The 24,273-nt window shown below is 70.6% G+C and carries 24 protein-coding genes; 15 read left to right on the top strand and 9 right to left on the bottom strand.

Features of this window, described 5'->3' with window-relative positions:
• Positions 1–56 precede the first annotated feature (56 nt).
• Complete coding sequence (locus tag AC1DVZ_RS07905) at positions 57–464, bottom strand: DUF3054 domain-containing protein (protein WP_477617636.1); 408 nt, start codon at positions 462–464, stop codon at positions 57–59.
• Between the two features lie 36 nt (positions 465–500).
• A complete protein-coding gene (locus tag AC1DVZ_RS07900) occupies positions 501–1,490 on the bottom strand; it encodes a ribose-phosphate diphosphokinase (RefSeq protein ID WP_477617635.1) in 990 nt (329 codons plus the stop codon).
• A 151-nt stretch (positions 1,491–1,641) separates the two neighbouring features.
• Here AC1DVZ_RS07900 and dop point away from each other — a divergent pair, with 151 nt between their 5' ends.
• From dop to prcA, 4 genes are read left to right on the top strand one after another with little or no spacing between them, the layout of a single operon-like run.
• Entirely contained in the window at positions 1,642–3,159 is a 1,518-nt protein-coding gene (dop, locus tag AC1DVZ_RS07895) for a depupylase/deamidase Dop (protein WP_477617634.1), read from the top strand.
• A 51-nt stretch (positions 3,160–3,210) separates the two neighbouring features.
• Positions 3,211–3,417 carry a ubiquitin-like protein Pup gene (locus AC1DVZ_RS07890; protein ID WP_477617633.1) on the top strand — a complete coding sequence of 69 codons (207 nt, stop codon included), beginning with the start codon at positions 3,211–3,213 and terminating at the stop codon, positions 3,415–3,417.
• Entirely contained in the window at positions 3,414–4,241 is an 828-nt protein-coding gene (gene prcB / locus AC1DVZ_RS07885; RefSeq protein ID WP_477617632.1) for a proteasome subunit beta, read from the top strand. Before AC1DVZ_RS07890 ends, prcB begins: the two co-directional genes overlap by 4 nt.
• Positions 4,238–5,077 (top strand): proteasome subunit alpha, encoded by an 840-nt coding sequence (gene prcA / locus AC1DVZ_RS07880; protein ID WP_477617631.1) that lies wholly within the window; start codon positions 4,238–4,240, stop codon positions 5,075–5,077. Before prcB ends, prcA begins: the two co-directional genes overlap by 4 nt.
• A gap of 7 nt (positions 5,078–5,084) precedes the next feature.
• On the opposite strand, the gene AC1DVZ_RS07875 is transcribed toward prcA, so the two are convergent.
• From AC1DVZ_RS07875 to AC1DVZ_RS07855, 5 genes are all read right to left on the bottom strand, one after another.
• Positions 5,085–5,720: a peroxiredoxin gene (locus AC1DVZ_RS07875; RefSeq protein ID WP_477617630.1), complete on the bottom strand. Its 636-nt coding sequence runs from the start codon at positions 5,718–5,720 to the stop codon at positions 5,085–5,087.
• Positions 5,721–5,769: 49 nt separating this feature from the next.
• A complete protein-coding gene (locus AC1DVZ_RS07870) occupies positions 5,770–6,705 on the bottom strand; it encodes an alpha/beta fold hydrolase (protein ID WP_477617629.1) in 936 nt (311 codons plus the stop codon).
• A 158-nt stretch (positions 6,706–6,863) separates the two neighbouring features.
• The gene (locus tag AC1DVZ_RS07865; RefSeq protein ID WP_477617628.1) at positions 6,864–7,856 is read right to left on the bottom strand and encodes an NAD-dependent epimerase/dehydratase family protein; all 993 of its coding nucleotides are present in this window, start codon (positions 7,854–7,856) and stop codon (positions 6,864–6,866) included.
• A 77-nt stretch (positions 7,857–7,933) separates the two neighbouring features.
• Entirely contained in the window at positions 7,934–9,100 is a 1,167-nt protein-coding gene (locus AC1DVZ_RS07860) for a hypothetical protein (RefSeq protein WP_477617627.1), read from the bottom strand.
• Positions 9,093–10,583, bottom strand: coding sequence for a coiled-coil domain-containing protein (locus AC1DVZ_RS07855; RefSeq protein ID WP_477617626.1), 1,491 nt, complete (start codon positions 10,581–10,583; stop codon positions 9,093–9,095). Before AC1DVZ_RS07855 ends, AC1DVZ_RS07860 begins: the two co-directional genes overlap by 8 nt.
• Before the next feature lie 64 nt (positions 10,584–10,647).
• Here AC1DVZ_RS07855 and pafA point away from each other — a divergent pair, with 64 nt between their 5' ends.
• From pafA to AC1DVZ_RS07840, 3 genes are all read left to right on the top strand, one after another.
• Complete coding sequence (gene pafA, locus AC1DVZ_RS07850) at positions 10,648–12,015, top strand: Pup--protein ligase (protein ID WP_477617625.1); 1,368 nt, start codon at positions 10,648–10,650, stop codon at positions 12,013–12,015.
• A 92-nt stretch (positions 12,016–12,107) separates the two neighbouring features.
• Entirely contained in the window at positions 12,108–13,058 is a 951-nt protein-coding gene (locus tag AC1DVZ_RS07845) for an FKBP-type peptidyl-prolyl cis-trans isomerase (protein WP_477617624.1), read from the top strand.
• A 54-nt stretch (positions 13,059–13,112) separates the two neighbouring features.
• Positions 13,113–13,499, top strand: coding sequence for an FKBP-type peptidyl-prolyl cis-trans isomerase (locus AC1DVZ_RS07840; RefSeq protein WP_140737758.1), 387 nt, complete (start codon positions 13,113–13,115; stop codon positions 13,497–13,499).
• 33 nt (positions 13,500–13,532) lie between these two features.
• On the opposite strand, the gene AC1DVZ_RS07835 is transcribed toward AC1DVZ_RS07840, so the two are convergent.
• Positions 13,533–14,657 (bottom strand): DUF3866 family protein, encoded by a 1,125-nt coding sequence (locus AC1DVZ_RS07835; RefSeq protein ID WP_477617665.1) that lies wholly within the window; start codon positions 14,655–14,657, stop codon positions 13,533–13,535.
• Between the two features lie 52 nt (positions 14,658–14,709).
• Here AC1DVZ_RS07835 and AC1DVZ_RS07830 point away from each other — a divergent pair, with 52 nt between their 5' ends.
• From AC1DVZ_RS07830 to AC1DVZ_RS07795, 8 genes are all read left to right on the top strand, one after another.
• Positions 14,710–15,699, top strand: coding sequence for a helix-turn-helix transcriptional regulator (locus AC1DVZ_RS07830; RefSeq protein WP_477617623.1), 990 nt, complete (start codon positions 14,710–14,712; stop codon positions 15,697–15,699).
• Between the two features lie 26 nt (positions 15,700–15,725).
• Positions 15,726–16,709, top strand: coding sequence for a helix-turn-helix transcriptional regulator (locus AC1DVZ_RS07825; protein ID WP_477617622.1), 984 nt, complete (start codon positions 15,726–15,728; stop codon positions 16,707–16,709).
• Positions 16,710–16,719: 10 nt separating this feature from the next.
• Positions 16,720–17,031: a hypothetical protein gene (locus tag AC1DVZ_RS07820; protein WP_477617621.1), complete on the top strand. Its 312-nt coding sequence runs from the start codon at positions 16,720–16,722 to the stop codon at positions 17,029–17,031.
• Between the two features lie 72 nt (positions 17,032–17,103).
• The gene (gene tatA, locus AC1DVZ_RS07815; protein ID WP_477617620.1) at positions 17,104–17,391 is read left to right on the top strand and encodes a Sec-independent protein translocase subunit TatA; all 288 of its coding nucleotides are present in this window, start codon (positions 17,104–17,106) and stop codon (positions 17,389–17,391) included.
• A 32-nt stretch (positions 17,392–17,423) separates the two neighbouring features.
• Positions 17,424–18,230 (top strand): twin-arginine translocase subunit TatC, encoded by an 807-nt coding sequence (gene tatC / locus AC1DVZ_RS07810; RefSeq protein WP_477617619.1) that lies wholly within the window; start codon positions 17,424–17,426, stop codon positions 18,228–18,230.
• A gap of 9 nt (positions 18,231–18,239) precedes the next feature.
• Entirely contained in the window at positions 18,240–19,160 is a 921-nt protein-coding gene (locus AC1DVZ_RS07805; RefSeq protein ID WP_477617618.1) for a diacylglycerol/lipid kinase family protein, read from the top strand.
• 10 nt (positions 19,161–19,170) lie between these two features.
• Positions 19,171–22,008 carry a DEAD/DEAH box helicase gene (locus tag AC1DVZ_RS07800; RefSeq protein WP_477617617.1) on the top strand — a complete coding sequence of 946 codons (2,838 nt, stop codon included), beginning with the start codon at positions 19,171–19,173 and terminating at the stop codon, positions 22,006–22,008.
• 103 nt (positions 22,009–22,111) lie between these two features.
• Complete coding sequence (locus tag AC1DVZ_RS07795) at positions 22,112–23,311, top strand: HNH endonuclease (protein WP_477617616.1); 1,200 nt, start codon at positions 22,112–22,114, stop codon at positions 23,309–23,311.
• 20 nt (positions 23,312–23,331) lie between these two features.
• On the opposite strand, the gene AC1DVZ_RS07790 is transcribed toward AC1DVZ_RS07795, so the two are convergent.
• Positions 23,332–24,273: a 5'-3' exonuclease gene (locus AC1DVZ_RS07790; protein ID WP_477617615.1), complete on the bottom strand. Its 942-nt coding sequence runs from the start codon at positions 24,271–24,273 to the stop codon at positions 23,332–23,334.

Here is a 24,273-nt window from a genome sequence, read left to right as displayed (position 1 = left end):
TGCACAGCGTCGTGACAGGCAGGGCTGCCGCCCGGTCGGCGCTGGCTCCGCGGCCCTCAGCGTCGCGCGGCGGCCTTGTCAGCCCAACGGCTCAGGCCCTCGGCAACGAACCGGAACACCTCACCAGCACAGCGCCAGCCGACCAGGAAGAGGCCCAGCGTGAGCAGGGTGACCACACCGAAGGTCCAGGCGAAGCCGCCGCCGGCGGCGACGCGGAGTACCAGGCCAAGCCCCACGGTGACCAGCCAGACGGTGGTCGACCCCGGCATCCGGACCGGCCACCCCGTGCGCCGACGCGCGAGCGCCCAACCGACGAGGAGGGCCACCACGAACGGCCAGGCGACCCCGAGGACGCCCGCGACGGAGACTCCCTCCGCGTGGCTGATCCGTCCGACGGTGGCGAAGAGCAGGACGAACGCCAGGTCGACAAGGAAGGCAAGCGCGGCAGACCGCAGTGACCTCACCCTGCCCCCACCGGACTCAGCTGCACCTCACACGCCTCAGACATGGACCTTGTCGAACAGCGAGGCCTGTGGGGGCGCGTGGGTGGGGTCGACACCGTCGAACAGGCTGCTCACCGACTCGCCGGCGTGGATCCGCTTGATCGCCTCGGCGAACAGCTGCGACACCGAGCGGACACGCAGCTCGGGCCAGTGGCCGGGCGCGGGGACGGTGTCGGTGGTGATCACCTCACCGATCATCGGGTGCTCCCGGAGCCGCTCCACCGCCTTGCCGGCGAACAGGCCGTGGGTGCAGGCGACGTCGGCTCGCGGGCAGCCGAGGTCGGCCAGGCGGTCCAGCAGCTCGACGATCGAGCCCCCGGTGGCGATCTCGTCGTCGAGGATGATGGCGCGCTTGCCTGCCACGTCACCGACGATCGAGTCGATGATGACCCGGTCGTCCGCAAGGCGTTGCTTCGAGCCCGCGGCGACGGGCAGTCCGAGGAGCCGCGCGAACTGGGTGGCCGTCTTGGCGTTGCCCAGGTCGGGGGAGACCACGACCGAGTTCGCCAGGTCGGCCCCGCGGAAGTGGTCGGCCAGCACGCCGATCGCGGTGAGGTGGTCCACGGGCACCGAGAAGAACCCGTGCACCTGCGGCGCGTGCAGGGTCATCGTCAGGACCCGGTCGACACCGGCCGCCACCAGCATGTCGGCGACCAGCCGCCCACCGAGCGAGATCCGCGACGCGTCCTTCTTGTCGGAGCGGGCGTAGGCGTAGTGGGGGATGACTGCCGTGATCTGGGCGGCCGAGGCTCCCCGGGCCGCGTCGATCATCAGGAGCAGCTCCATGAGGTGCTCCTGCGTCGGCGGCACCAGGGGCTGCACGATGTAGACGTCTCGCTGCCGGCAGTTCGCGAGCAGCTGGGCCTGGAGGCAGTCGTTGCTGAACCGCTTGATCTCGGCCGGGGACAGCGTCACCCCGAGGGCCTCGCAGATGCGTTGGGCCAGGCCGCGGTGTGCGCTCCCGCTGAAGACCACGATGTCGCGCAATGGCACTCCTGGTGGCTGGGTGTCCGGCAATGAGGTCTGGACCGAGCCTAACCCTCCCGCGCCCGCTGTGGCGCGCGCAGGCGGCATACCCGTGGCTGCGGGCTGGTCGGACGCGTCTCACCTAGGGTGAGTCCATGAGCGTGAGCCACGCATGACGGTCCGCAGGGTGATGGGGATCGAGACCGAGTACGGCATCTCGGTGCCCGGGGACCCGGCCGCCAACCCGATGATCCTGTCGGGACAGGTGGTCAACGCCTACGCGTCGGCCCAAGGGATCAGGGCTGCCCACGCGTCGTGGGACTACGCGGACGAGGCACCGCTGCGGGACGCGCGTGGTTTCGAGATGGGGCGAGGAGTCGCCGACGCGAGCCAGCTCACGGACGAGGAGGATCCCACCCTCGCCAACGTCGTGCTGACCAACGGTGCCCGGCTCTACGTCGACCACGCGCACCCGGAGTACTCGTCGCCCGAGGTGACCTCACCCCGTGCTGCGGTCGCCTTCGACCGGGCCGGCGAGGCGATCATGGCCGAGTCGGTTCGCCGGCTCTCCCACGTCCCGCCAGGGGTGAACCTCTACAAGAACAACACCGACGGCAAGGGCCAGTCCTACGGCACGCACGAGAACTACCTGATGCGTCGCGAGACGCCGTTCACCGACATCGTCCGGCACCTCGTGCCGTTCTTCGTGGCACGCCAGGTCATCACCGGCTCCGGCCGGGTCGGCATCGGCCAGGACTCGCGCACCGCCGGCTACCAGCTGAGCCAGCGCAGCGACTTCTTCGAGGTGGAGGTGGGCCTGGAGACGACCCTCAAGCGACCCATCATCAACACCCGCGACGAGCCGCACGCCGTGGCCGACCTCTACCGGCGCCTGCACGTCATCATCGGGGACGCCAACCACTGCGACGTCGCCAACCTGCTCAAGCTCGGCACCACGTCGCTGGTGCTCGCCATGATCGAGGACCGTGCCATCGACCTCGACCTCACGGTGGCCCGGCCGGTCGCGACCCTCCAGGCGGTCAGCCACGACCCCACGTGCACGGCCATGATCGAGCTGCGCGACGGCACCAAGCTCACGGCGGTACAGCTGCTCTGGCGGTACCACGAGCTGGCGGAGCGCTACCTGAAGGACAGGTACGCCGGCGAGCTCGACAGCGACACCGCCGAGGTCATGTCGTGGTGGGCGCTCATCCTCGACCGACTCGAGCGCGACCCGCGCGAGGCCTCGCGCGAGCTGGACTGGGTGGCCAAGCAGCAGGTGCTCCAGGGCTACATCGACCGTGACGGGCTGGACTGGACGGACTCGCGCCTGCGGGCCATCGACATCCAGTGGTCCGACGTGCGCCCGGACAAGGGGATCTTCCACAGGCTGCGGGCCGCCGGCCGGTTCGAGGAGCTGGTCACCGAGGACGTCGTCCTCGACGCCGTTCACGAGCCGCCGGTCGACACCCGGGCCTACTTCCGCGGGAAGTGCCTGGAGAAGTACCCCGACCAGATCGCGGCCGCGTCCTGGGACTCGGTCATCTTCGACATCCCGGGGCAGACCTCGCTCCAGCGGGTTCCGATGCTCGAACCGTTGCGGGGCACCAAGGCGACTGTCGGTCCACTGCTTGACCGCAGTCCGGACGCAGCCACCCTCTTGCGTGAGTTGGCGTCCGCATCGGGATAGGTTCGGACTAGGTTCGTGTGCAGCAGGAATCACCAGTGAGAGGTCACGCCAATGCCCAGCCAAGAGCAGAGCCGACCACAGCGACGCGACGACGGTCCCGACGAGGCCCCCGAGCCCACTCCCGCGGCGCCGGAGGCCACCGCCCGCAAGGAGAACCTGGACTCCGACATCGACAGCGTCCTCGACGAGATCGATGGCGTCCTGGAGTCCAACGCGGAGGAGTTCGTCCGCGGCTTCGTCCAGAAGGGCGGCCAGTGACCACTGGCGCCGACGCGGGGAAGCTCCCCGCGGCATACCTCTCGGCAGGGTCGTCCTCGTTCACCGAGTTCGTCGGCGCCCATGCCCCCCAGCTGCTGCCCTCACGACGTGTCCTGCCCCCGGGCAGCACCCTGGAGGCCCCGCACGGCACCACCATCGTGACGGCGACGTTCGACGGTGGAGTGGTGATGGCGGGTGACCGCAGGGCGACGATGGGCAACATCATCGCCAACCGCGACATGGAGAAGGTCTTCGCCGGCGACGAGTACTCCGCCGTCGGCATCGCCGGGACGGCCGGCATCGCGATCGAGCTGGTCAAGCTCTTCCAGGTCGAGCTCGAGCACTACGAGAAGATCGAGGGCACGCTGCTGTCGCTCGAGGGCAAGGCCAACCGGCTCGCCTCGATGATCCGGTCCAACCTCGGCATGGCCATGCAGGGGCTGTCGGTGGTGCCGCTGTTCGCCGGCTACGACCTCGACCGCCGGCTCGGCCGCATCTTCTCCTACGACGTGACCGGCGGTTGCTACGAGGAGCACGACCACCACAGCGTCGGCTCGGGCTCGCTCTTCGCCCGAGGGGCACTCAAGAAGGTCTGGCGACCGGGGCTGTCCGCCGACGAGGTCGTCAGCGTGGTCGTCGAGGCGCTCTACGACGCCGCCGACGACGACTCCGCCACCGGTGGACCCGATGTCGGCCGACGGATCTGGCCGACCGTCGCCGTGGTGGGACCCGAGGGCGTGCGGTTCGTCGGCGACGACGACCTGCGCACGGTCGTCGAAGCCGTCATCGCCGCCCGTCAGGGCAACCCGGGAGGTGCCCGATGAGCAGCATGCCGTTCTACGTCTCGCCCGAGCAGCTCATGAAGGACCGGGCTGACTACGCCCGCAAGGGAATTGCGCGTGGTCGGTCGGTCGTCGTGCTCGGCTATGACAAGGGGATCGCGTTCGTCGCCGAGAACCCTTCGAGGGCCCTGCACAAGGTGTCCGAGATCTACGACCGCATCGCGTTCGCCGCGGTCGGCAAGTACAACGAGTTCGAGAACCTCCGCGTCGCCGGTGTGCGGTATGCCGACCTGCGCGGCTACTCCTACGACCGCACCGACGTGACCGCTCGCGGTCTGGCCAACGCCTACGCCCAGACGCTGGGGACGGTGTTCACCCAGGAGTCCAAGCCCTACGAGGTGGAGATCGTCGTCGCCGAGGTGGGCGGCACCGCGGACGAGGACCAGATCTACCGGTTGACGTACGACGGTTCGGTGGCCGACGAGCTGGGCTTCGTCGCCATGGGAGGCGCGGCCGAGCCGATCGAGACCGGCCTGAAGGACCGCTGGACGCCGGGCTTGTCGCTGGCCGACGCGCTCAGGCTGGCGGTCGAGCTGCTCGGGCAGGACCCGGCGGGCGCGGCGAGCCCGGCCGGCGGCAGCTCGCGGACCCTGACCGCCGCCCAGCTCGAGGTGGCGGTGCTCGACCGCGAGCGGCCCCGCCGAACCTTCCGCCGCATCGGCGGGGGACTGCTCGACGCGCTGCTCAGCACCGAGGACCCGACGAGCGACGCGCCTGCCGAGGACGACCCCACGCCGGGGCGCCACGACACCCTGACGGGTGAGGGAACACCCCGCGACGAGTCCACGAACCCGCAGACCCAGCGCCCCCAGGAGTAGGGGTGGCTCAGGCGCTGGGCGCCTCGGCGTAGCGGAGGTAGGGCTTGACGACCTCGACGCCCTTGAACCGCGCCTGCGCGTCCTCCGTGGTGACCGTGGGTGCGACGATGATCCGCTCGCCGGCCTTCCAGTCGGCCGGGGTGGAGAACGGGCCGGAGTCGTTGACCTGCAACGCATCCAGCGCACGCAGGATCTCGTCGAAGTTGCGGCCCGCGCTCTTGGGGTAGGTCAGGGAGAGGCGCACCTTGCCCACCGGGTCGATGAGGAAGACCGAGCGGACGGGGGAGGTGTCTCCCGCGCCCGGGTGGATCATGTCGTAGAGCTCGGCGACCTGGCGGTCCTTGTCGGCGACGATCGGGTAGTCCACGGCGGCACCGGAGACCTCCTCGATGTCGGCCTTCCAGGCGGTGTGGTCCTCGAGCGCGTCGACGGACACGGCAAGCACCTTGGTGTTGCGGGCGGCCCACTCGTCCTTGAGCTGGGCGACCCGGCCGAGCTCGGTCGTGCAGACCGGGGTGAAGTCGGCGGGGTGGCTGAACAGCACGGCCCAGCCGTCGCCCTTCCAGTCGTGGAAGGTCAGCTCGCCCTCGGTGGTCTCGGCAGTGAAGTCGGGGGCGTCGTCGCCCAGTCGCAGCGTGGCCATGACGGTCCTCTCAACGGTAACGCGAAGTTTGTCGAGACCAAACATGCCGTTACTTGACCGAGGAGTGGATGCCCCGTCCGGATGTTGGTACGGCGGCCGCACCGGCAAGGCGCGCCACAGCCTCGGCGATGACGCCCACCGCAGTGGGTTCGAGCAGGACGCCGTAGTGGTCTCCAGCCAGACCGGTGACCGCGACATCGTCGGGCAGCCGGGCCCGAGCGATCTGCTCGGACGAGTAGAGCCCCTGGTCCTGGCCGAGCGGTCCGCGGGACGCCCAGAGCAGGTGGGCTCGGCACTGGAGGGTGTGCACCGCGCTCAGCGTCGCGGGATCGCTCATCAGGTCGGCCCAGTCGGCCCGCACACACTCCAGCGAGCTGGTCGACCGCATGGCCCCCGGCGGCCCGTCCAGGTCGTGCAGCAGGTAGGACGTCAGGTCCGCGCCGCACGGTGAGTCCAGCAGCGGTCCCATGGCCGGATGGGCAGCCCAGTGGCGCAGGTAGGCCGCCGGGTCCTCGAAGGTCATCGACAGGCGGTCCATCGCGGGCCCGATGATGCCGTGCAGCACCTCGTCGACGTCGAAGGTGCCGGGGGAGGGAAGGCCCAGGCCGCCGTCGACGAGGACGGCGCCGTTCACCCGCTCGGGGTGCGTGGCCGCAGTCAGCGCGGCGGCGAAGCCACCCATGGCATGACCGGCGAGGGTCGCCGACTCCAGACCGAAGTGGTCAAGAACCCGCATCACGTCGACGACGTGGTCAGCGAGCCCGGTCGAGCGCAGGGCGGCGCTCTCGGCACGGCCGCGCATGTCCGGTGCGATCAGGGTGACCCTGCCGGACAGGTCGCGAGCCACGGGAACCCAGGCCAACGCGTTCGACGAGATGCTGTGCAGCGCCACCACGGTGGGCGCTCCTGGCGGAGCCTCGGCGAGGACGTGGACCACGAGGTCGCCACCGTCGACGGGAACCCGTTCGGTGCGCTCGTCCAGCACGGTGCCCCCATCCTCGTGATCCGACAGGACAGCGACGCTACGCAGGCACCGTCAGGCGTGACATGGCGGCCCTGCCCACACCCGCGACGCTCGGGTGTGCCGGCGCACCACCCGCGCGCACGGGCCCCGCGGGACCACCCGCCGCCGGCCGCGTCTGGCTACGCGCGTGCGGCGGCGAGCAGGGCGAGCTCGTCTGCCACCGTCAGACCGGCCTTGCGGACACGACCGGGGCCGGAGGCCACCTCCCAGGCGAGGGTGTCGGTGAGGGTCTCGGCAAGGGGTCGGCTCGTGAGGCCCAGCGCTTCGGCGGCGACGGTGGTGCGAGCCATGAACCCGGCATGCTCCGGAACCGGCAGCCACAGGGGCAGGCTCCGTTCTCCGGACCACGGCTCCACCGCGTGAGCGGCGAGCCACTCCTGGTCCACCCGCACGGTCTCGCCCCGGTGACCCGCGACGGCCCGGGCCGTTTCGAGGTGGTCGCCGAGCGGGATCACCGGGCCACTCGCGTTGACCACACCCGTGGCCCGGTCGAGGCCTGCCCGCACGAGCCAGGCGGCGAGGTCGCGGACGTCCAGGACCTGGGTGGAGACCTCGCTGTCCGGCACCAGCACGGCCCCGTCGGGACTGGCCGGGTGGGCGAACCGCAGGGGCCAGTACCCGGTGCGGTCGGTGTGGTCACCGGGCCCGGCGATCAACCCCGACCGCGCGATCAGCGTCCTGTCGCCGACGTGCTCGAGGATGCTGCCCTCACAGGCGACCTTGCGTCCGCCATAGGTCTCCCAGCCCTCGTCGTCGGCCGGGTGGGCAGGCAGCAGCTCCGCGCTCTCGTCGGCTCCCGTGACGTCACTGGTGGCGTAGACCGACGCCGAGGACACGAACACCCAGGCGGCGGCGTGCGGAGCCAATGCCTCCAGGGCGCTGGCGACGTGGCTGGGTTGGCGGGAGACGTCGACGACGACGTCCCAGTCGTGATCGGTCACGCCGTCGTATGCCGCGGGGTCACCACGGTCCGCCCGCACCACCTCGACGCCCCGTGGCGGGGCGCCGGAGACCCCACGCGCCAGGACGGTGACGTCCTGCCCGAGTGCGCGAGCAGCGGCGACCACCTCACGACCGAGCCAGGCGGTCCCGCCGAGGACGAGCAGCGACATGCCCCCACGCAACCAGCGGGCGTGGGGGCATGTCGAGCGGTTGTGCTGACGGCGTAGCGGGCGGCTCCGCAGCCGACTCAGGCGCGGGTGCTGGCGCGTTCGTCCAGGTCGGCGTCGGCGTCCGCGTCGTCCTCGTCGCCCTCGTCGTCGTCGGAGGCCTCCGACGGCTCAGTGTCGTCCGCCTCGACGTCAGCTGAGTCGGACTGGTCGACCGCACCCTCGTCGGTGACGTCGAGGTCGGGGTCGACATCCTCGTCGGCCGGACCAGCCTCGGCGTCGGCTCCAGCGACGGCGACGGGGTGGGCGGCGGGCTCGTCGTGGTCGCCGAACGCCTCGGCGATGGCGCCACCACCGAGGGTCGCCAGCATCTGCCGGACGTTGCTCAGCTGTGCGGTGATGCTGTCGCGTCGAGCGGTCGCGGCGGAGAGCTCGCGCTCGGAGTCGCGGCGGATGCGCTCGGCCTGCTCACGGGCCGCGCTCACGAGGTGCTCGGCCTCGGCCTTACCTGCGTCCAGGGCGCGCTGGCTCTCACTGAGGCTGTCTGCGTGGGCCCGCTCGCTCTCCGCGGACAGCGTCTCGGCACGCTCCTGGGCCTGGGTGAGCGCGGTCTCGTGGGCGGCCATCTGGGTGGAGAACTCCGCGGCTGCCTTGTCGCGGCGCTGGCCGAGGGTGGCCTCGAAGTCCGCGGCAGCGGACGCGGCCCGGGCACGCTGGTGCTCGTAGAACGCCTCGGCCTCCTCGCGACGGGCAGAAGCCTCACGGTCGGCGTCGTCGAGGATGCCGTCGGCCTGCTGCTTGGCCTTCTCCACGACCTGGGTGGCCTGGGCCTCGGCCTTGGTCCGGACGTCCTCGGCGTATCGGTCTGCCTCGGCCCGAACCCGGTCGGCCTCGAGGGTGGTCGTGCCCTTGAGGGTGTCGGCGTCGGTCTTGGCGTTGCTGCGGATCTCGGCTGCTTCCTCGTCGGCGAGGCCGAGGATGGTGCCGATCCGCTCGCCGAGGTTCGCATAGGTGGGTGCGGCCGCCTTGCTCTGCTCCTCCTTGAGGCTGGCCAGCGTCCGGGCGGTCCCGGCCTGCTCCTCCTGGACGCGAGCGAGCGCGGCGCGCAGCTCGCTGACCTCGACGGTGCGTTCGGCGGCCTCCTGCCGAGCCTGGTCCAGCGCGCCGGCATGTTCGGCACGCCACTGGTCGACCTGGGCCGGGTCGTAGCCGCGCAGGACGCTGCGGAAGGAACTGGTGTCACTCATGGTCGGTCCGTTCTTGGTGGGGGGAGGGGTCTTCGCTGGTGGGAGTTTCGGTGGTGGAGCTCTCGGCGACGCGGTCGGGCACGGAGAGTGCGTCGATCACTCCGGAGAGGTGACCGAGCTGTGTGGTGATGTCCTGCCGACGGGAGGCGAGTGCTGCCACTTCGGAGCGGGCGCGCTCCAGCATCGCCCTGGCCTCGTCACGCACCCGGTCGGCATCAGCGCGTGCTGCGGCAGTGGTGGTCACGAGCTCCTCGCGGGCCTGACGGTGCGACTCGTGGGTCTCGCGCTGGAGACGCTCGATCTCCTGGGCCGTGCGTTCCCGGACCAGGCGCGCCGCCTTGTCCGCCTCGTCGAGCCTGCGGGCGGCGCGTTCGTCGGCGGCCCGTTCGGTCTCGGCCGCGCTCGCCCGCACTCGTTCCGCCTCCGCGGCGGCGGCCGCGGTGGTGCGCTCGGCCTGGGACTGGGCCGCCGCCATGACGGCCTCGGCCTGGGCCCGGAGGCTGTCGGACTCCAGGCGGGCCGACTCGCGTTCGGACCGGGCGCGGTGGGCGGTCTGCGCCAGGGCCGTCTGGATCAGCTGGCGGCGGGACCRCATCCGCGCTGCGAGCTCGCGGTGGGTCTCCTTGCGCATCCGGCTGACCTCTGCCTCGCCCTCGTCGAGGATCCGGCGCACCGTGTCCTGACCCCACTTGAGGTGCTCCTCGGCCTGCGTCATGATCTCGCTGGCCTCCGAGTGGGCGCGGTCCACCCGCTCCTGGGCGTCGACCTGGGCCTGCTCGACCAGCGCAGCGGCCCGGGCGGCGGTCTCCTCCTGGTGGATCGCCGCGGCACCCATGGTGCGCTCGGCCTCGACCTGCGCGTCCTCACGGTGCTTCGCGGCCGCAGCGGTGGCCTCCTCGAGGAGAGCGGCACGGACGGCCTTCTCCTGCTCGTCGCGCTCGGCGAAGTGGGCGTCCATCTTCTCGACACCGGCTGCGAAGGCGGCGTCCCGCTCGGCCTCGTGCGCGGCATACCGGGCCATGGCGGTGTCGTAGTCGGTCTGGGCGCTGGCGGTCAGGGCCTCGGCTCGGGCGTGGGCCTCGTCGAGGACGGCCGCTGCCTCGGCCCGCGCGGAGGTGACCGCTTCCTCGCTGGTGCGGGTCGCGGACTGCGTGAGCATCGACGCCTGCTCGGTGGCATCCCCGACCAGTGACTCCGCCTCGCGTGTCGCCTCCGCGAGGGCGCGGCCGGCCTGGTCGCGGTCCCGGACGGCGTCGGCGTGCTGGCGCTCGGCGTCGTCGAGCAGACCTTGGACTTCTTCGCGGATGCGGGCGGCGTCGGCTCGCGCGGAAGCCAGGACCTGGTCGGTCTCGGCTCGCATGGCGTCGGCATAGGCCTGGGCACGTTCGAGGATGGACTGGGTGTGCCGCGTCAGGTCGCCCACCTGGGTGGTGGCCGTACCGGCGACACGGGTCCCCGTGTCCGTTGCGTGGRCATCGGGCATGTGGCCATCTTCCCACGCGTGGCGTCACCCGCAGCCCGAGACCCCGGAAGCCTAGAGTGTGGGCATGGACCGGCGGATCTTCGGGATCGAGAACGAGTACGGCATCACGTGCACGTTCGAGGGTCAGCGCCGCCTCACCCCAGACGAGGTGGCGCGCTACCTGTTCCGGAAGGTCGTCTCCTGGGGGCGGTCGTCGAACGTCTTCCTCTCCAACGGCAGCCGGCTCTACCTCGATGTCGGCTCGCACCCCGAGTACGCCACCCCGGAGTGCGACCACGTCCGTCAGCTCGTCGTCCACGACAAGGCGGGGGAGCGGATCATCGAGGGCCTGGTCGCCGACGCCCAGGACCGGCTCGCCGAGGAGGGCATCGAGGGCGAGATCTACGTCTTCAAGAACAACACCGACTCCGCGGGCAACTCCTACGGCTGCCACGAGAACTTCCTCGTGGGCCGGGCGGGGGAGTTCCAGCAGCTCTCCGACGTGCTCATCCCCTTCCTCGTCAGTCGTCAGATCACGTGTGGCGCCGGCAAGGTGGTCACGACGTCGAAGGGCGCGACCTTCTGCGTGAGCCAGCGGGCCGACCACATCTGGGAGGGCGTGTCCTCGGCGACCACCCGCAGCCGCCCCATCATCAACACGCGCGACGAGCCGCACGCCGACGCCGAGCGCTACCGCCGCCTGCACGTCATCGTCGGCGACTCCAACATGAGCGAGACCACGACGATGCTCAAGGTCGGGTCCGCCGATCTCGTGCTGCGCATGATCGAGGCCGGCATGGTCGTGCGCGACCTCACGCTGGAGAACCCGATCCGCGCGATCCGTGAGATGAGTCACGACATGACCGGGCGCAAGACGGTCCGGCTGTCCAACGGTCGTGAGCTCTCTGCCCTCCAGATCCAGACCGAGTACCTCGAACGGGCCCAGGCCTTTGCCGACCGCGAGGGCCTCGAGGACCCGATCCACAAGCAGGTCCTCGACCTGTGGGAGCGGACGATCCGGGCGGTCGACACCGGCAACCTCGGCCTGGTCGACACCGAGATCGACTGGGTCATCAAGCACAAGCTGATCGCCGGCTACATGGCCAAGCACGACCTGCCGATGGAGCACCCCCGGATCGCCCAGCTCGACCTCGCCTACCACGACGTCAACCGTGAGCGGGGGGTCTTCTACGTGCTGCAGAAGCACGGTCGCGCGGCCCGCATCACCACCGACCCCGAGGTGTTCGAGGCCAAGACCGTGCCCCCGCAGACCACCAGGGCCAAGCTGCGCGGCGACTTCATCAAGGCCGCGCAGGAGCACCGCCGCGACTTCACCGTCGACTGGGTGCACCTCAAGCTCAACGACCAGGCCCAGCGCACCGTGCTGTGCAAGGACCCGTTCGCGGCGGTGGACGCCCGCGTGGACCGGCTGATCGAGGGCATGCGCGGCTGAGCAGTGGGGCCGCGCACGGACGAATCGGGCTTTGCCAGCGGCCACGGTTATGGTGGTCGCTGGTTTCCCGCCCCCAGCGAAAGTTCTCCATCGTGCATCTGCGTCGTTTTTCCGCCCTCACGGCGGTCGCCCTGGCCGCAACCCTGGCCCTCACCGCTTGCGGTGACTCCAAGGACGCCAAGACCTCCGTGCTCGACAAGATCACGGTGACGGGCGGCAGCGACACCACGGCCCCCACGGTGACGGTCAACCCCAAGCCCCTCTCGGTGACCGAGACCACCACCAAGGTCGTCAAGGAGGGCACCGGCGCCCAGGTCAAGGGCGACGAGATCGTCAGCCTCAAGTACGTCCTGCTGAACGGCAAGGACTCCTCGGTGCTCGACACGAACTTCGGCAAGCAGAACCTCGGGCTCAACCTCGGTGCCGCCGACCTGCTGCCCGGCCTCAAGAAGGGCCTGCTCAACCAGAAGATCGGTTCACGGGTGCTCGTCGCCATGCCGCCCAAGGACGCCTTYGGCACGCAGGGCAACACCGAGATCAAGGTCGGCGGGACCGACACCGTCGTGTTCCTCATGGACGTGCTGTCGGCGACCAAGCCGCTGGCGTCCGCCGAGGGCAAGGAGGTCAAGCCGGCCGCGGGGCTGCCCACGGTGAAGGTCGAGGGCAACGACACGCCCGCCACCATCACGATCCCCAAGGGCGCCAAGCCGCCGACCAAGACCGTCGGACAGCTCCTCATCGAGGGCGCCGGGGCGAAGGTACAGGCGGGCCAGACGATCCGCGTGACCTACACCGGCGCGCTCTGGAAGGACGGATCGGTCTTCGACTCCTCCTCCAAGGCGCCGAACAAGTACTTCGAGACCTCGATCGGCACCCAGCAGGTCATCAAGGCGTGGGACACCCAGCTGGTCGGCAAGACCGTCGGCAGCCGCGTCCTCATGGTGGTGCCCCCGGCGGACGGCTACGGCGCTGCCGGCAGCCCGCCGAAGATCAGCGGCACCGACACCCTCGTCTTCGTGGTCGACATCCTCGCCGCCTTCTGAGTCACGCAGCACCGCCCCACCCACCCAGTACTCCACCTGCGAAGGAGCATCACCATGGGTTTCGACCCCAACACCACCAAGCCCGAGATCGACTTCCCGGGCGACGCGGCCCCGACCGAGCTGGTCATCGAGGACCTCACCGAGGGCGACGGCCAGGAGGCCGGCGCGGGTGACACCATCTCGGCGCACTACGTCGGCGTGGCCCACTCCACCGGCGAGGAGTTCGACGCCTCGTGGAACCGCGGCGCACCCCTGGACTTCCGCCTCGGCGTCGGCCAGGTCATCCGCGGCTGGGACGAGGGCATCGTCGGCATGAAGGTCGGCGGCCGTCGCAGGCTCGTCATCCCCGCGCACCTGGCCTATGGCGACCGTGGTGCCGGTGGCGCGATCAAGCCGGGCGAGACCCTGATCTTCGTCGTCGACCTCGTGGACGTCCGCTGACGTCCTGCGGGACCGAGCGCTGAGGCCAGCGCGTCAGCTTTCCAGCAGCCGGGCGGCATACCGCCCGGCTGCTGCGCTGTAGAGGAAGGCTGCGTGGTCCTCGTCGAGGCCACGGCCCATCGTCGACAGCCTGACGGGAGTGGCCCGCAGGCCCGCATCGAGCCCGTCCGGGTCGACGCCGCGAACCGTGAGGGCCCCCTGCGCCGTGCGCGCGAGGGCGTGCGCCTGGTCGGCGACCAGGGCGCCGAACTCGTCGCCCGTCGTGGGAACCGGCAGGTCCGCGGAGACCAGGCAGATGCGTCCGTATGCCGTGGTGCTGTGGTGGGAGATCCCGCGGTGCCGTTCCCTGGGGTCGGCGTCCGAGACGCGGAGCGCGGCCACGCCGCGGCCGCCCAGGGTGCTGACGGCGTTGAGTGCCTCGCCGGCCGCGACCCCCGTGTAGCCCCAGGGCGTGCCTGTCCCGACGTTGCCCGGCCCCTGGATGACGACGGCGATGTCGGCGCCGAGCACGTGCTTGGCGGCGAGCAGACCGGAGTGCAGGGTGACCGCCTCGTGCTCGCCGCCGTAGGCCTGGCCGACCGTCACGGTGCCGGCCAGCCAGCCGTGCTCGGTCAGGGTCGCGACGTTGCGGGAGAACGCGATCGGCAGGGCCCCGCCGTCGGTCATGAGGTAGACCACCCGCGCTTCGGGGCGGTCGACCCTGACTCCCGCGAGGATGGCCGGCAGGGCGGAGTGGAGGTCGGCCACGACCACAGGCATGCCCAGCAGATCTCCCGCAGTGGCCAGCGCTCCAGTCATCACCTCGTGGTGCGGGCTGTCCTGCTCGTCGACGGCCAGGAACATCTGCTGCTGGGGCGTGTAGCGGGCCTTCACGATGTGTCCGGCCGAAGTCGCGGGGTCCCTGGGCAGCCGGTCGGGCGCGGCGACGATGAACGCCAGCCCACCGGTCCCGAGACCGCGCAGGAGCGCCGAGGCGTTGAGCAGCACCCGGTCGCCGACCTCTGGCTCACCCACCAGCGCGGTGTAGGCCAGCGCCCGGACGAGGGAGTCGTCGTCCGCGGTGTCCGGGTCGGCCCCACCCAGCCGCACGGCATACTCCACCGCGCCCGGCCACCGGCCACGCACCTGCTCGACCGTTCCCTCGCGCCACTGCATCACGACACGCAGACTAGCCACGGGGCGTGCCTTCCACTCGGGTAGCGTCGGGCGGGTGAGTTCACCCACCGGTCCGGCGGCCAAGACCGAGCGCCTGCTCAACCTCGTGCTGTGCCTGCTCTACACCCGTCGCCCCCTGCCCAAGTCGCGGATCCGCGCGGTCGTCCCGCAGTACGGCGACGCGGTCAGCGACGAGGCCTTCGACCGGATGTTCGAGCGCGACAAGGACGAGCTGCGCGAACTCGGGATCCCGCTCGTGACCGAGGACATCGGTGGGGCGTGGGCCGACGAGGTCGGCTACCGGATCGACCAGCGCGAGTATGCCCTGCCGGACATCTCCTTCGAGCCCGACGAGCTCGCCGTGCTCGGCCTGGCCAGCCGCACCTGGGCGCACGCCTCGCTGGCCGGTCCGGCCGCCCAGGCGCTGCGCAAGCTCAAGGCGGCCGGGATCGAGCGCGACGGCGACTCCCTCATCGGGATCGAACCGCGCCTGGGGACCAGCGAGCCCGCTTTCGAGCCCGTCAAGAACGCCGTCGTCGGCCAGCGCACCATCACCTTCGGCTACCGCACCGGCGGTCAGGGGGAGGTCAACGTGCGCACGGTCCAGCCGTGGGGACTCGCCTCCTGGCACGGCCGCTGGTACCTCACCGGCTTCGACCTCGACCGCGAGGCGCCACGGGTATTCCGGCTGTCGCGGATCGACGGCGACGTCACCGAGGTGAAGAAGGCCCCGGCGTATGCCGTGCCGGCCGACCACCGCGCCCAGGAGATGGTCCGCACCACCGTGGGCGTCCAGCCGACCCGGACCGCTGCCGTGAAGGTCCGCGCCGACAGGGGGAACTCGCTGCGTCGGCGAGCCACGAGCACGACCGAGGCAGGGGAGTGGACCGAGCTCGAGGTGCCCTTCACCGACGACGACGCCCTGGCCGACGAGGTGAGCGGCTACGGCGCGGACGTCGTCGTCCTCTCACCGCCCGAGGTGCTTGAGCTGGTGGTCGAACGGCTGCGTGGTGCGCTGTCCGCCCACGCGGGTGGTGCGGCATGACCCCGCAGACCAGACGGACACGGACCGTGCCCGAGACCGCCACCGACCGGCTCGCGCGACTGCTCACGATGGTGCCCTGGCTGGTCGCCCGACAGGGGATCGACCTCGGCCATGCCGCGGCCGAGCTGGGCATCACCGTCGACCAGCTCGAGACCGACCTGCGCCTGCTCTACCTCTGCGGTTACGGCCAGATGCCGGACGAGCTGATCGACGCGCAGTGGGAGAGCGGCAGGGTGTTCGTCACCAACGCCGACACCATCGCCCGCCCGCTGCGGCTCGGGCGCGACGAGGCACTGACCCTGATGGTGGGACTCCGTGCCCTGGCCGCGGTGCCGGGTCTGGGGGAGCGTGACGCCATCGAGCGCGCCATGGCCAAGCTCGAGCAGGCCACCGGCGCCAGCGCCTCGGCGGCAGCCCGGGTCGAGGTCGCGATCAGCGAGGGCGTGGAGGCGGACTTGCTGGCCGACGCCCGTCGCGCCGTCGAGGGGCACCGTCGGGTGCACCTGCGCTACCTCGTGCCGAGCCGTGACGAGGCCACCGAGCGCGACGTCGACCCCATGCGCGTGGTCAACCTGGACTCGCGGTGGTACCTCGAGGGCTGGTGCCACCTGGCCCAGGACACGCGCACCTTCCGGATGGACCGCATCTCGGGCCTCGACGTCCTCGACGTCGACGGAACACCGCCGGCCGATGCCCAGCTGCGGGACCTCGACGCCGGCGCGTTCACGCCACGCCCCGACGACACCCTCGTCACCCTGCGGTTGCTGCCGGGCGCGACGTGGGTCAGCGACTACTACCCGACCGAGTCCGTCGAGACCGCTGCCGACGGGTCGCAGACCGTCGCGCTGCGCACGGCCGACACGCTCTGGCTGCGCCGACTGCTGTGGCGCCTGGGGGGACGCGGCACCGTCGTGTCGCCTCCCGAGGTCGCCGAGGCGGTGAGGGAAGGCGCCGAGGCCGCCCTCGCGGCATACGGAGCGGACGCGAAACCACCCACCACGGGCGGGTAGGGTCGACGCCGTGTGGTGGTGGGTCCTCATCTGGGTGCTGCTCGTGGTCATCGCGGCGGCCTACTTGGCGACCCGGGCGTGGGCCGTCTGGGGGCAGTTCAAGGAGCTGACGGCCGAGGTGCGACGTTCCTCCGAGACCGTCGCGGCGCTGCAGACCCAGGCCGACAGGCTGGGCGAGCGGTCGACGCCGCCCACTCCCGACGTGTTCGGGGACCCCCGCCAGCTGCGCAGGGAACGCGACGCCACCCGCGCCTCGTTGAAGCAGCAGCGGCGCGCCCGTCAGGCCGCGCGCCGTCCCAGCTGGGCCAGACACCTAGACTGAGGGCAACGAGCCCGGCACAGGCAGGGCAGCACCGTCACAGTGGCCACGACGTGGTCGAGAGGAATGAGTCACATGGGTCGCGGATTGTTTGAGGGCTGGCACATCATCATCCTGCTCGTGCTCCTCGTCGTGCTGTTCGGTTTCAAGCGTCTCCCTGACGCCGCCCGCTCCATCGGCCGGTCGATGCGCATCTTCAAGTCCGAGGTCCAGGAGATGAAGACCGACGGCAAGTCGGCGGCGAGCAGCGACACCGTCAAGGGCGAGGCCATCAAGGATCCCGAGGCTCCCACCGCCCCCGAGGCCGCCAGCCCGATCCGTGAGGACCGTCCGCGCACGGACAACTCCTCCGGCGCCTCCTAGTCCGACCCACCAGCGCACCAGTCACCTCGACGATGGCGTTCCGGCGTGCCCGCAATCCCGACGGGCGCATGTCGCTCGGCGACCACCTGCGTGAGCTCCGCCGACGCTTCCTGATCTCCGCGGTGACGGTCCTGCTCGGTGGCGTGCTCGGCTGGATCATCTACCCCCAGGTCTACGACCAGCTCTCCGCGCCGTTCAACGACTACAAGGTGGCCAACCCGACCAGCATCATCAGCCTGAACTTCGGCACCGCCACCGCCGCCTTCTCCCAGCAGGTGAGCCTGTCGATCTTCGTCGGGATCATCGTCTCGAGCCCGGTGTGGCTGTTCCAGCTGTGGGCCTTCATCGTGCCCGGGCTGACCAAGAAGGAGCGACGGATCTCGCTGGCCTTCATCGGTGCCACGGTCCCGCTGTTCCTGGCCGGGTGTTCGCTGGCCTACTACGTGCTGCCCAAGGTGCTGGAGGTCCTCTACGGGTTCACCCCTCCGGGAGCGTCGAACATCCAGCAGGTCAGCGAGTACTTCTCGTTCGTCACCCGGTTCATCCTCGTCTTCGGCCTCGCCTTCCTGCTCCCCGTCTTCCTGGTCGCGCTGAATGCGATCGGCATCCTGCCGGCCAGGGCGATGATCAAGGCCTGGCGCCCCGCCATCTTCGGGATCTTCGTCCTGTCCGCCATCGCGACACCGACACCGGACGCCTTCACGATGTTCCTGCTCGCCATCCCGCTGTGCGTCCTCTATGCCGGCGCCATCGTGGTCAGCAAGCTCATCGAGCGTGGACGCAGCAAGAACCGGCCGAAGTGGACCGAGGTGCCCGACGACGAGGCATCGGCCCTGTAGCCTCCGCGCGTGAGTCCGAATTCCTCGACCGTCAAGAAGCGCATCGGCCTGGTGGTGAACCCGACCTCCGGCAAGAACCGCGGGATGGCTCTCGGCATCGAGGTGGCCCAGCGGATGCGGGCGGCCGGTCACGAGGTGCTGGACCTGTCCGACGAGTCGTATGCCGCGGCGCGCGACCGCGCCCTCGGCGCCATCTCCCAGGGCCTGGACGTGCTCGCCGTGGTGGGCGGTGACGGCATGGTCCACCTCGGTGTCGACCTCGCGGCCGAGACCAAGACGACGTTGGCCATCATCGCCGCCGGGACCGGCAACGACGTCGCCCGCGGGCTGGGCCTCCCGGTACACGACCCGGTGCGCGCGGCCGACCTGGTCACCACGGGGACCCCCCGCACCATCGACGCCGTTCGCCACGTGGACGCCCACGGGGGACGTCACTGGTTCGTGGGCGTGCTGGGGGCCGGCTTCGACTCGGTCGTCAACGAGCGCGCCAACACCTGGCCGTGGCCCAAGGGCAACATGCGCTACAACCTGGCGATCCTGCGCGAGCTCCCGCTCTTCAAGGCGATTCCCTACGTCGTGACGGTCGACGGCGTGCGTCACGAGACCCGCGCCATGCTCGTCGCCGTGGGCAACGGACCGAGCTACGGCGGCGGGATGCAGGTCCTGCCCGGTGCCAGGTTCGACGACGGACTGCTCGACGTGCTCATCCTCCACCAGATCAGCACGGTGGAGTTCCTCAAGGTCTTCCCGAAGGTCTTCAAGGGCGCCCACGTCACGCACCCTGCGGTCGAGATCATCCAGGGGCGCTCGGTGACGCTCGAGGCGGAGGGCATCATGGCCTACGCCGACGGGGAGCGGTTCGCCCCACTGCCGATCACCGTCGAGGTGGTCCCCGGCGCGGTGACGGTGCTGGCGCCCGCCGCCACGTAGGCTCGGGAGCATGTCGACGCCCGCTGAGCGATTCGCCGCAAGCGCCAGCCGCGCGGCATACGAGAAGTCTCGGTTGGCCGCCTTCGCGGCGACGGTGGACTTCCCCCTCGACGAGTTCCAGGTGCAGGCCTGCGAGGCGGTGGAGGCCGGCCGTGGTGTGCTCGTCGCGGCGCCCACCGGGGCCGGCAAGACCATCGTCGGAGAGTTCGCGGTGTTCCTCGCCCTGGCCACGGGGCGCAAGGCGTTCTACACGACCCCGATCAAGGCGTTGTCCAACCAGAAGTACAACGACCTCGTGAAGCGACACGGCTCCAAGAACGTCGGCCTGCTCACCGGGGACTCCTCGATCAACGGTGAGGCTCCCGTCGTCGTCATGACGACCGAGGTGCTCCGCAACATGATGTATGCCGGGTCCTCCACCCTGCACGGGCTCGGCTTCGTGGTCATGGACGAGGTGCACTACCTGGCCGACCGGTTCCGCGGCGCCGTGTGGGAGGAGGTCATCATCCACCTGCCCCAGGACGTCCAGGTCGTGTCGCTGTCCGCGACGGTGAGCAACGCCGAGGAGTTCGGCGCCTGGCTGTCGGAGGTGCGCAGCGGGGTCGACATCATCGTGTCCGAGCACCGTCCAGTCCCTCTGTGGCAGCACATGATGGTGTCCCAGTCGATGTACGACCTGTTCGTGGACGAGGCGTCGGCACCGGTGACCGGGGTCGACGCGACGCGAGTGAATCCCGAGCTGTTGCAGGCGATTCGCACCTTCGAGCAGCGCGGGCGCTGGGACGACGGTGTCCGCCACGGCTCGCAGTCGGAGCGGCACAGCCGAGGAGGGCGAGGCCGCGGGCCGCGCGGCCCCGGGGGTGGTCATGGCGGCCACGGCATGGCGCGCAGCTCGGGTGGTCGTCCGGGTGGGGGAGCGACCCGCTCCGAGGTCGTCCAGCGGCTCGAGCGCGAGGGACTGCTGCCCGCCATCACCTTCATCTTCAGCCGGGTGGGGTGCGAGGCCGCCGTTGGCCAGCTGCTGCGCGACGGCGTCCGGCTGATCACCGAGGCGGAGGGCGACCGGATCCGGCGCACCGTCGAGGAGCGCGTCTCGGCGCTGGCCGACGAGGACCTCGGGGTGCTGGGCTACTGGGACTTCGCCGACGGCCTGACCCGTGGCTTCGCGGCGCACCATGCCGGGATGCTGCCGACGTTCCGCGAGATCGTCGAGGAGCTCTTCACCGCAGGGCGCATCAAGGCCGTCTTCGCCACGGAGACCTTGGCCCTCGGCATCAACATGCCCGCGCGCACCGTCGTCATCGAGAAGCTCGTGAAGTTCAACGGCGAGACCCATGCCGACATCACCCCGGCGGAGTACACCCAGCTCACCGGACGGGCCGGGCGCCGCGGGATCGACGTCGAGGGCCACGCCCTGGTCCAGTGGAACCGAGGCATGGACCCGCTGGCCGTCGCCGGGCTCGCGTCCACCCGCACCTACCCGCTGAAGTCGTCCTTCCGGCCCACCTACAACATGGCCGTCAACCTCGTGGCCCAGGTCGGGCGCGAGACCGCCCGCGAGATCCTCGAGACGTCCTTCGCCCAGTTCCAGGCCGACCGCGCCGTCGTGGGGATGGCCCGTGCAGTGCGCAAGAACGAAGAGGGCCTCGAGGGCTACGGAGAGGGGATGGCGTGTCACCTCGGCGACTTCAAGGAGTATGCCGCGCTGCGCCATGAGATCGCGCGTCTCGAGAAGGACGGCGCCAAGGCCCGGTCCGCGAGCAACCGGGCGCAGGCGGCGGTGTCCCTGGAGTCGTTGAAGATCGGTGACGTCATCAAGATCCCCTCGGGCCGCCGTGCCGGCTACGCCGTCGTCGTCCATCCCTCCAAGTCCTACCGTGGCGAGGTGCCGGCTCCGACCGTGGTGACCGAGGACAAGCAGCTCCTCAAGCTGTCCCTCGTCGACGTGCCGACCCCCGTGGAGCCGATTGCCCACGTCAAGGTGCCGCCGCACTTCAACTCCAAGAGCCCGAAGGCCCGACGCGACCTGGCCACCTCGCTACGCATCGCCGTTCCGTACGACCCGCCGCCCGGCCGCTCGCGCGACCACGCGGCATACGCGGGCAGCGCCGAGGACGAACGCATCTCCGAGCTGCGCCGCCAGCTCAAGGCCCACCCTTGTCACCAGTGTCCTGACCGCGAGGACCACGCCCGCTGGGCGGAACGGTGGTGGCGGCTGAAGCGCGAGACGGTCGGGCTGCAGCGCAAGGTGGAGGGACGCACCAACTCGGTGGCCCGGACCTTCGACCGGATCTGCACCCTGCTCGGGGAGATGGGCTACCTGTCCGACAGCGGTGACCTCGTGACGCCCCAGGGCGAGAACCTGCGCCGGCTCTACACCGAGAAGGACCTGCTGGCTGCCGAGTGCCTCCGGCTGGGGGTGTGGAAGCGGCTGGACCCGGCCGGTCTGGCGTCGATCGTGTCGGCCCTGATCCACGAGCCACGACGCGACGAGACCGACCCGTCGCCGCGGATGCCCAACGAGGACGTCGCCGAGGCGGTCCGCGAGATGAACCGGCTGTGGTCGGTGCTCGAGGACCGCGAACGCGAGCTGGGGCTGCCACTGACCGGTGACCCTGACGCCGGGATGGTCTGGATGATGCACCGATGGGCGAGCGGTCGTCAGCTCGAGGAGGTGCTGCGGGGGTCAGACATGGCGGCCGGAGACTTCGTGCGCCGGTGCAAGCAGGTCGTCGACCTGCTCGGCCAGATCAGCGACGCCGCGCCGGAACCCACCTTGCGCACCACGGCCCGCAAGGCCATCGACGCCGTGATGCGCGGGGTCGTCGCTGCAGACCGCCTCGACTGAACCACGTCCGGCTCGCGGACGCAGGCTCGACACCGCCCGTCCGACCCGGGGCTCCCAGGGAGCAGCGGCAAGGGCTGTCAGACCCTTGGTCTAGTGTGGACATATGTTCGATGGAGGGGGCGTGCTCCGTGGTGAGAGCGCGATGGATTCGGCGGCCGACGTGCGCGCCGTCACCTCCTCGTTGGCCTCCCTCGATTGCCTGGACGATGCCCAGCGCATCGACCTGATCCGCGAGCTCGAGTCGCTCAAGGGCGCCGCAGCGGCGGCGCAGGCTCGGCTGGCCGTCGCGTTCGCCGACTCCCAGGAGGCGGTTCAGGCGGCTGGKGGAGTGCCGGCTCCCGAGTGCGGCAAGGGAGTCGCTGCCCAGATCGCGCTGGCGAGGCGCGAGTCACCCCACCGCGGGTCGCGGCACCTCGGCTTCGCCCGGGCGATGGTCCACGAGATGCCGCAGACGTTGGCGCACCTGACCGCGGGCAGGGTCAGTGAGTGGCGGGCGACGATCCTGTGTCGGGAGACCGCCGCCCTGTCAGTGGAGGACCGTCGAGAGGTGGACCGCCGCCTGTCGGCGGACCTGCCGTCGATGGGCGACGCGCAGGTCGAGCGCGCAGCCAAGGGGCTGGCCGCCCAGCTCGATCCCGGTTCGGTGGCGCGACGTGCCAGCAAGGCTGCCGTCGAGCGCTGTGTGTCCTTGCGGCCTGCACCGGACACCATGACCTACCTCAGCGGCCTGCTGCCCATCGGCTCGACCGACGAACCGGCCGAGGTCGAGGGCCAGGGCCCCATCTCGGCCGAGACCGCCAGGACCCTGGTCTCCGCCAGCGCCGAGAGTGAAGCCCAGGTCTGGTTCCGCCGGATGCTGACCACGCTGGACGGCACTCAGCTGATCGGTCTCGAGAGCCGCCGGCGGCTGTTTCCCAAGCGCCTCAAGCGCTTCCTCGTGCTGCGCGACAAGACCTGCCGCACGCCCTGGTGCGATGCGCCGATCCGCCACGCCGACCATGTCGTGGGCGCCAGCCGTGACGGACCGACAAATGTCGCCAACGGACAGGGTCTGTGCCTCGCCTGCAACCAGGTCAAGGAGGCTCACGGTTGGTCCGCACACGTGGTTGACCCGGGACCGCAGGGCCTGCGAGGAGATGTTGCGCCGCACCGGGTCCGTCTACGAACGCCCACGGGACACAGCTACGACTCCACCGCACCGCCGGTGCTCGAAGCCAGACGAGGCGACCTGTCGCGTCACCGTGCTCGACCCGATTTCAGCTGGATCGAGCACCTGATGGAAGTCCGGCTGGCCGCAGCCTGAGGTGTCAGACTGCGCCGCTGCTATTCGATGCGCAGAGCCGACAGCACGCGGTTGAACGAGCTGGTCACCCCGAACTCGCTGGCGATCTTGCTCATCAGGACGGGGTCGGCCACCTCGTTCGGCAGGATCATGTCCACGTCTGCCACGGGGGCGTCGGGCGCCACCTGCACCACCTTCGGGGCCACGTCCAGGTAGGCCGCCCCGGCCTCCAGCCGCAGCCGTTGGGCGCCCTTGATGTCGGGATCGCCGGAGTCGACGGCCTGGCGCAGGGCGACGAGCGTGCCGTACTTCTCGATCAGCTTGGCGGCTGTCTTCTCGCCGATCCCGGCCACGCCGGGCAGTCCGTCACTGGTGTCGCCGCGCAGCACCGCCATGTCCGCATAGGCCGGGCCGCTCGCCACGGCATACTTCGTCTGCAGGAAGGCCTGGTCGACGAGGTCGGGGTCACGGACGCCACCGCGGGCGGTGTAGATGACCCGGACGTTCGCCGCGTCGTCGACCAGCTGGAACAGGTCGCGGTCACCGGTCACGACATCGACAGCCATGGACCCCTTGTGCCGGGCCGTGAGGGTGCCGATGACGTCGTCCGCCTCGAACCCGTCGGCACCCAACCGGGCGAAGCCGAGCGCCGCCAGCGCGTCGACGATGACGGGCACCTGCGGAGCGAGGTCGTCGGGCACCTCCTCCTCCACGACGGTCGCGTCGGCCAGGCGGTGGGTCTTGTAGGTCGGGATGGCGTCGACGCGGAACTGTGGCCGCCAGTCGTTGTCCCAGCACGCCACGAAGTGGGTCGGCTGGTGCGTCGCGATCAGCGAGGCGACCATGTCGAGGAACCCCCGGATCGCGTTCGTCGGTGGCTGCGAGGGATCGCTGCGCTGGTCCGGCACCCCGAAGAACGCGCGGAAGTACAACGAGGCGGAATCGAGCAGCATGAGACGGCCGGAGGCGTCAGGCGAGGTCAT

Source organism: Pedococcus sp. P2_E5, from assembly GCF_056403895.1.
Note: the sequence above shows the minus strand (reverse complement) of the source record. Positions and strands in the feature narration are given on the sequence as shown.

What these genes read in the sequence shown, in the direction of transcription:
- AC1DVZ_RS07840 (WP_140737758.1), top strand. Translation starts at nt 13,113, where the DNA reads ATGGGTTTCGACCCCAACACCACCAAGCCCGAGATCGACTTCCCGGGC.
- tatA (WP_477617620.1), top strand. Translation starts at nt 17,104, where the DNA reads ATGGGTCGCGGATTGTTTGAGGGCTGGCACATCATCATCCTGCTCGTG.
- AC1DVZ_RS07860 (WP_477617627.1), bottom strand. Translation starts at nt 9,100, where the DNA reads ATGAGTGACACCAGTTCCTTCCGCAGCGTCCTGCGCGGCTACGACCCG.
- AC1DVZ_RS07790 (WP_477617615.1), bottom strand. Translation starts at nt 24,273, where the DNA reads ATGACCTCGCCTGACGCCTCCGGCCGTCTCATGCTGCTCGATTCCGCC.
- dop (WP_477617634.1), top strand. Translation starts at nt 1,642, where the DNA reads ATGACGGTCCGCAGGGTGATGGGGATCGAGACCGAGTACGGCATCTCG.
- prcA (WP_477617631.1), top strand. Translation starts at nt 4,238, where the DNA reads ATGAGCAGCATGCCGTTCTACGTCTCGCCCGAGCAGCTCATGAAGGAC.
- AC1DVZ_RS07875 (WP_477617630.1), bottom strand. Translation starts at nt 5,720, where the DNA reads ATGGCCACGCTGCGACTGGGCGACGACGCCCCCGACTTCACTGCCGAG.
- pafA (WP_477617625.1), top strand. Translation starts at nt 10,648, where the DNA reads ATGGACCGGCGGATCTTCGGGATCGAGAACGAGTACGGCATCACGTGC.
- AC1DVZ_RS07865 (WP_477617628.1), bottom strand. Translation starts at nt 7,856, where the DNA reads ATGTCGCTGCTCGTCCTCGGCGGGACCGCCTGGCTCGGTCGTGAGGTG.
- AC1DVZ_RS07800 (WP_477617617.1), top strand. Translation starts at nt 19,171, where the DNA reads ATGTCGACGCCCGCTGAGCGATTCGCCGCAAGCGCCAGCCGCGCGGCA.
- AC1DVZ_RS07890 (WP_477617633.1), top strand. Translation starts at nt 3,211, where the DNA reads ATGCCCAGCCAAGAGCAGAGCCGACCACAGCGACGCGACGACGGTCCC.
- tatC (WP_477617619.1), top strand. Translation starts at nt 17,424, where the DNA reads ATGGCGTTCCGGCGTGCCCGCAATCCCGACGGGCGCATGTCGCTCGGC.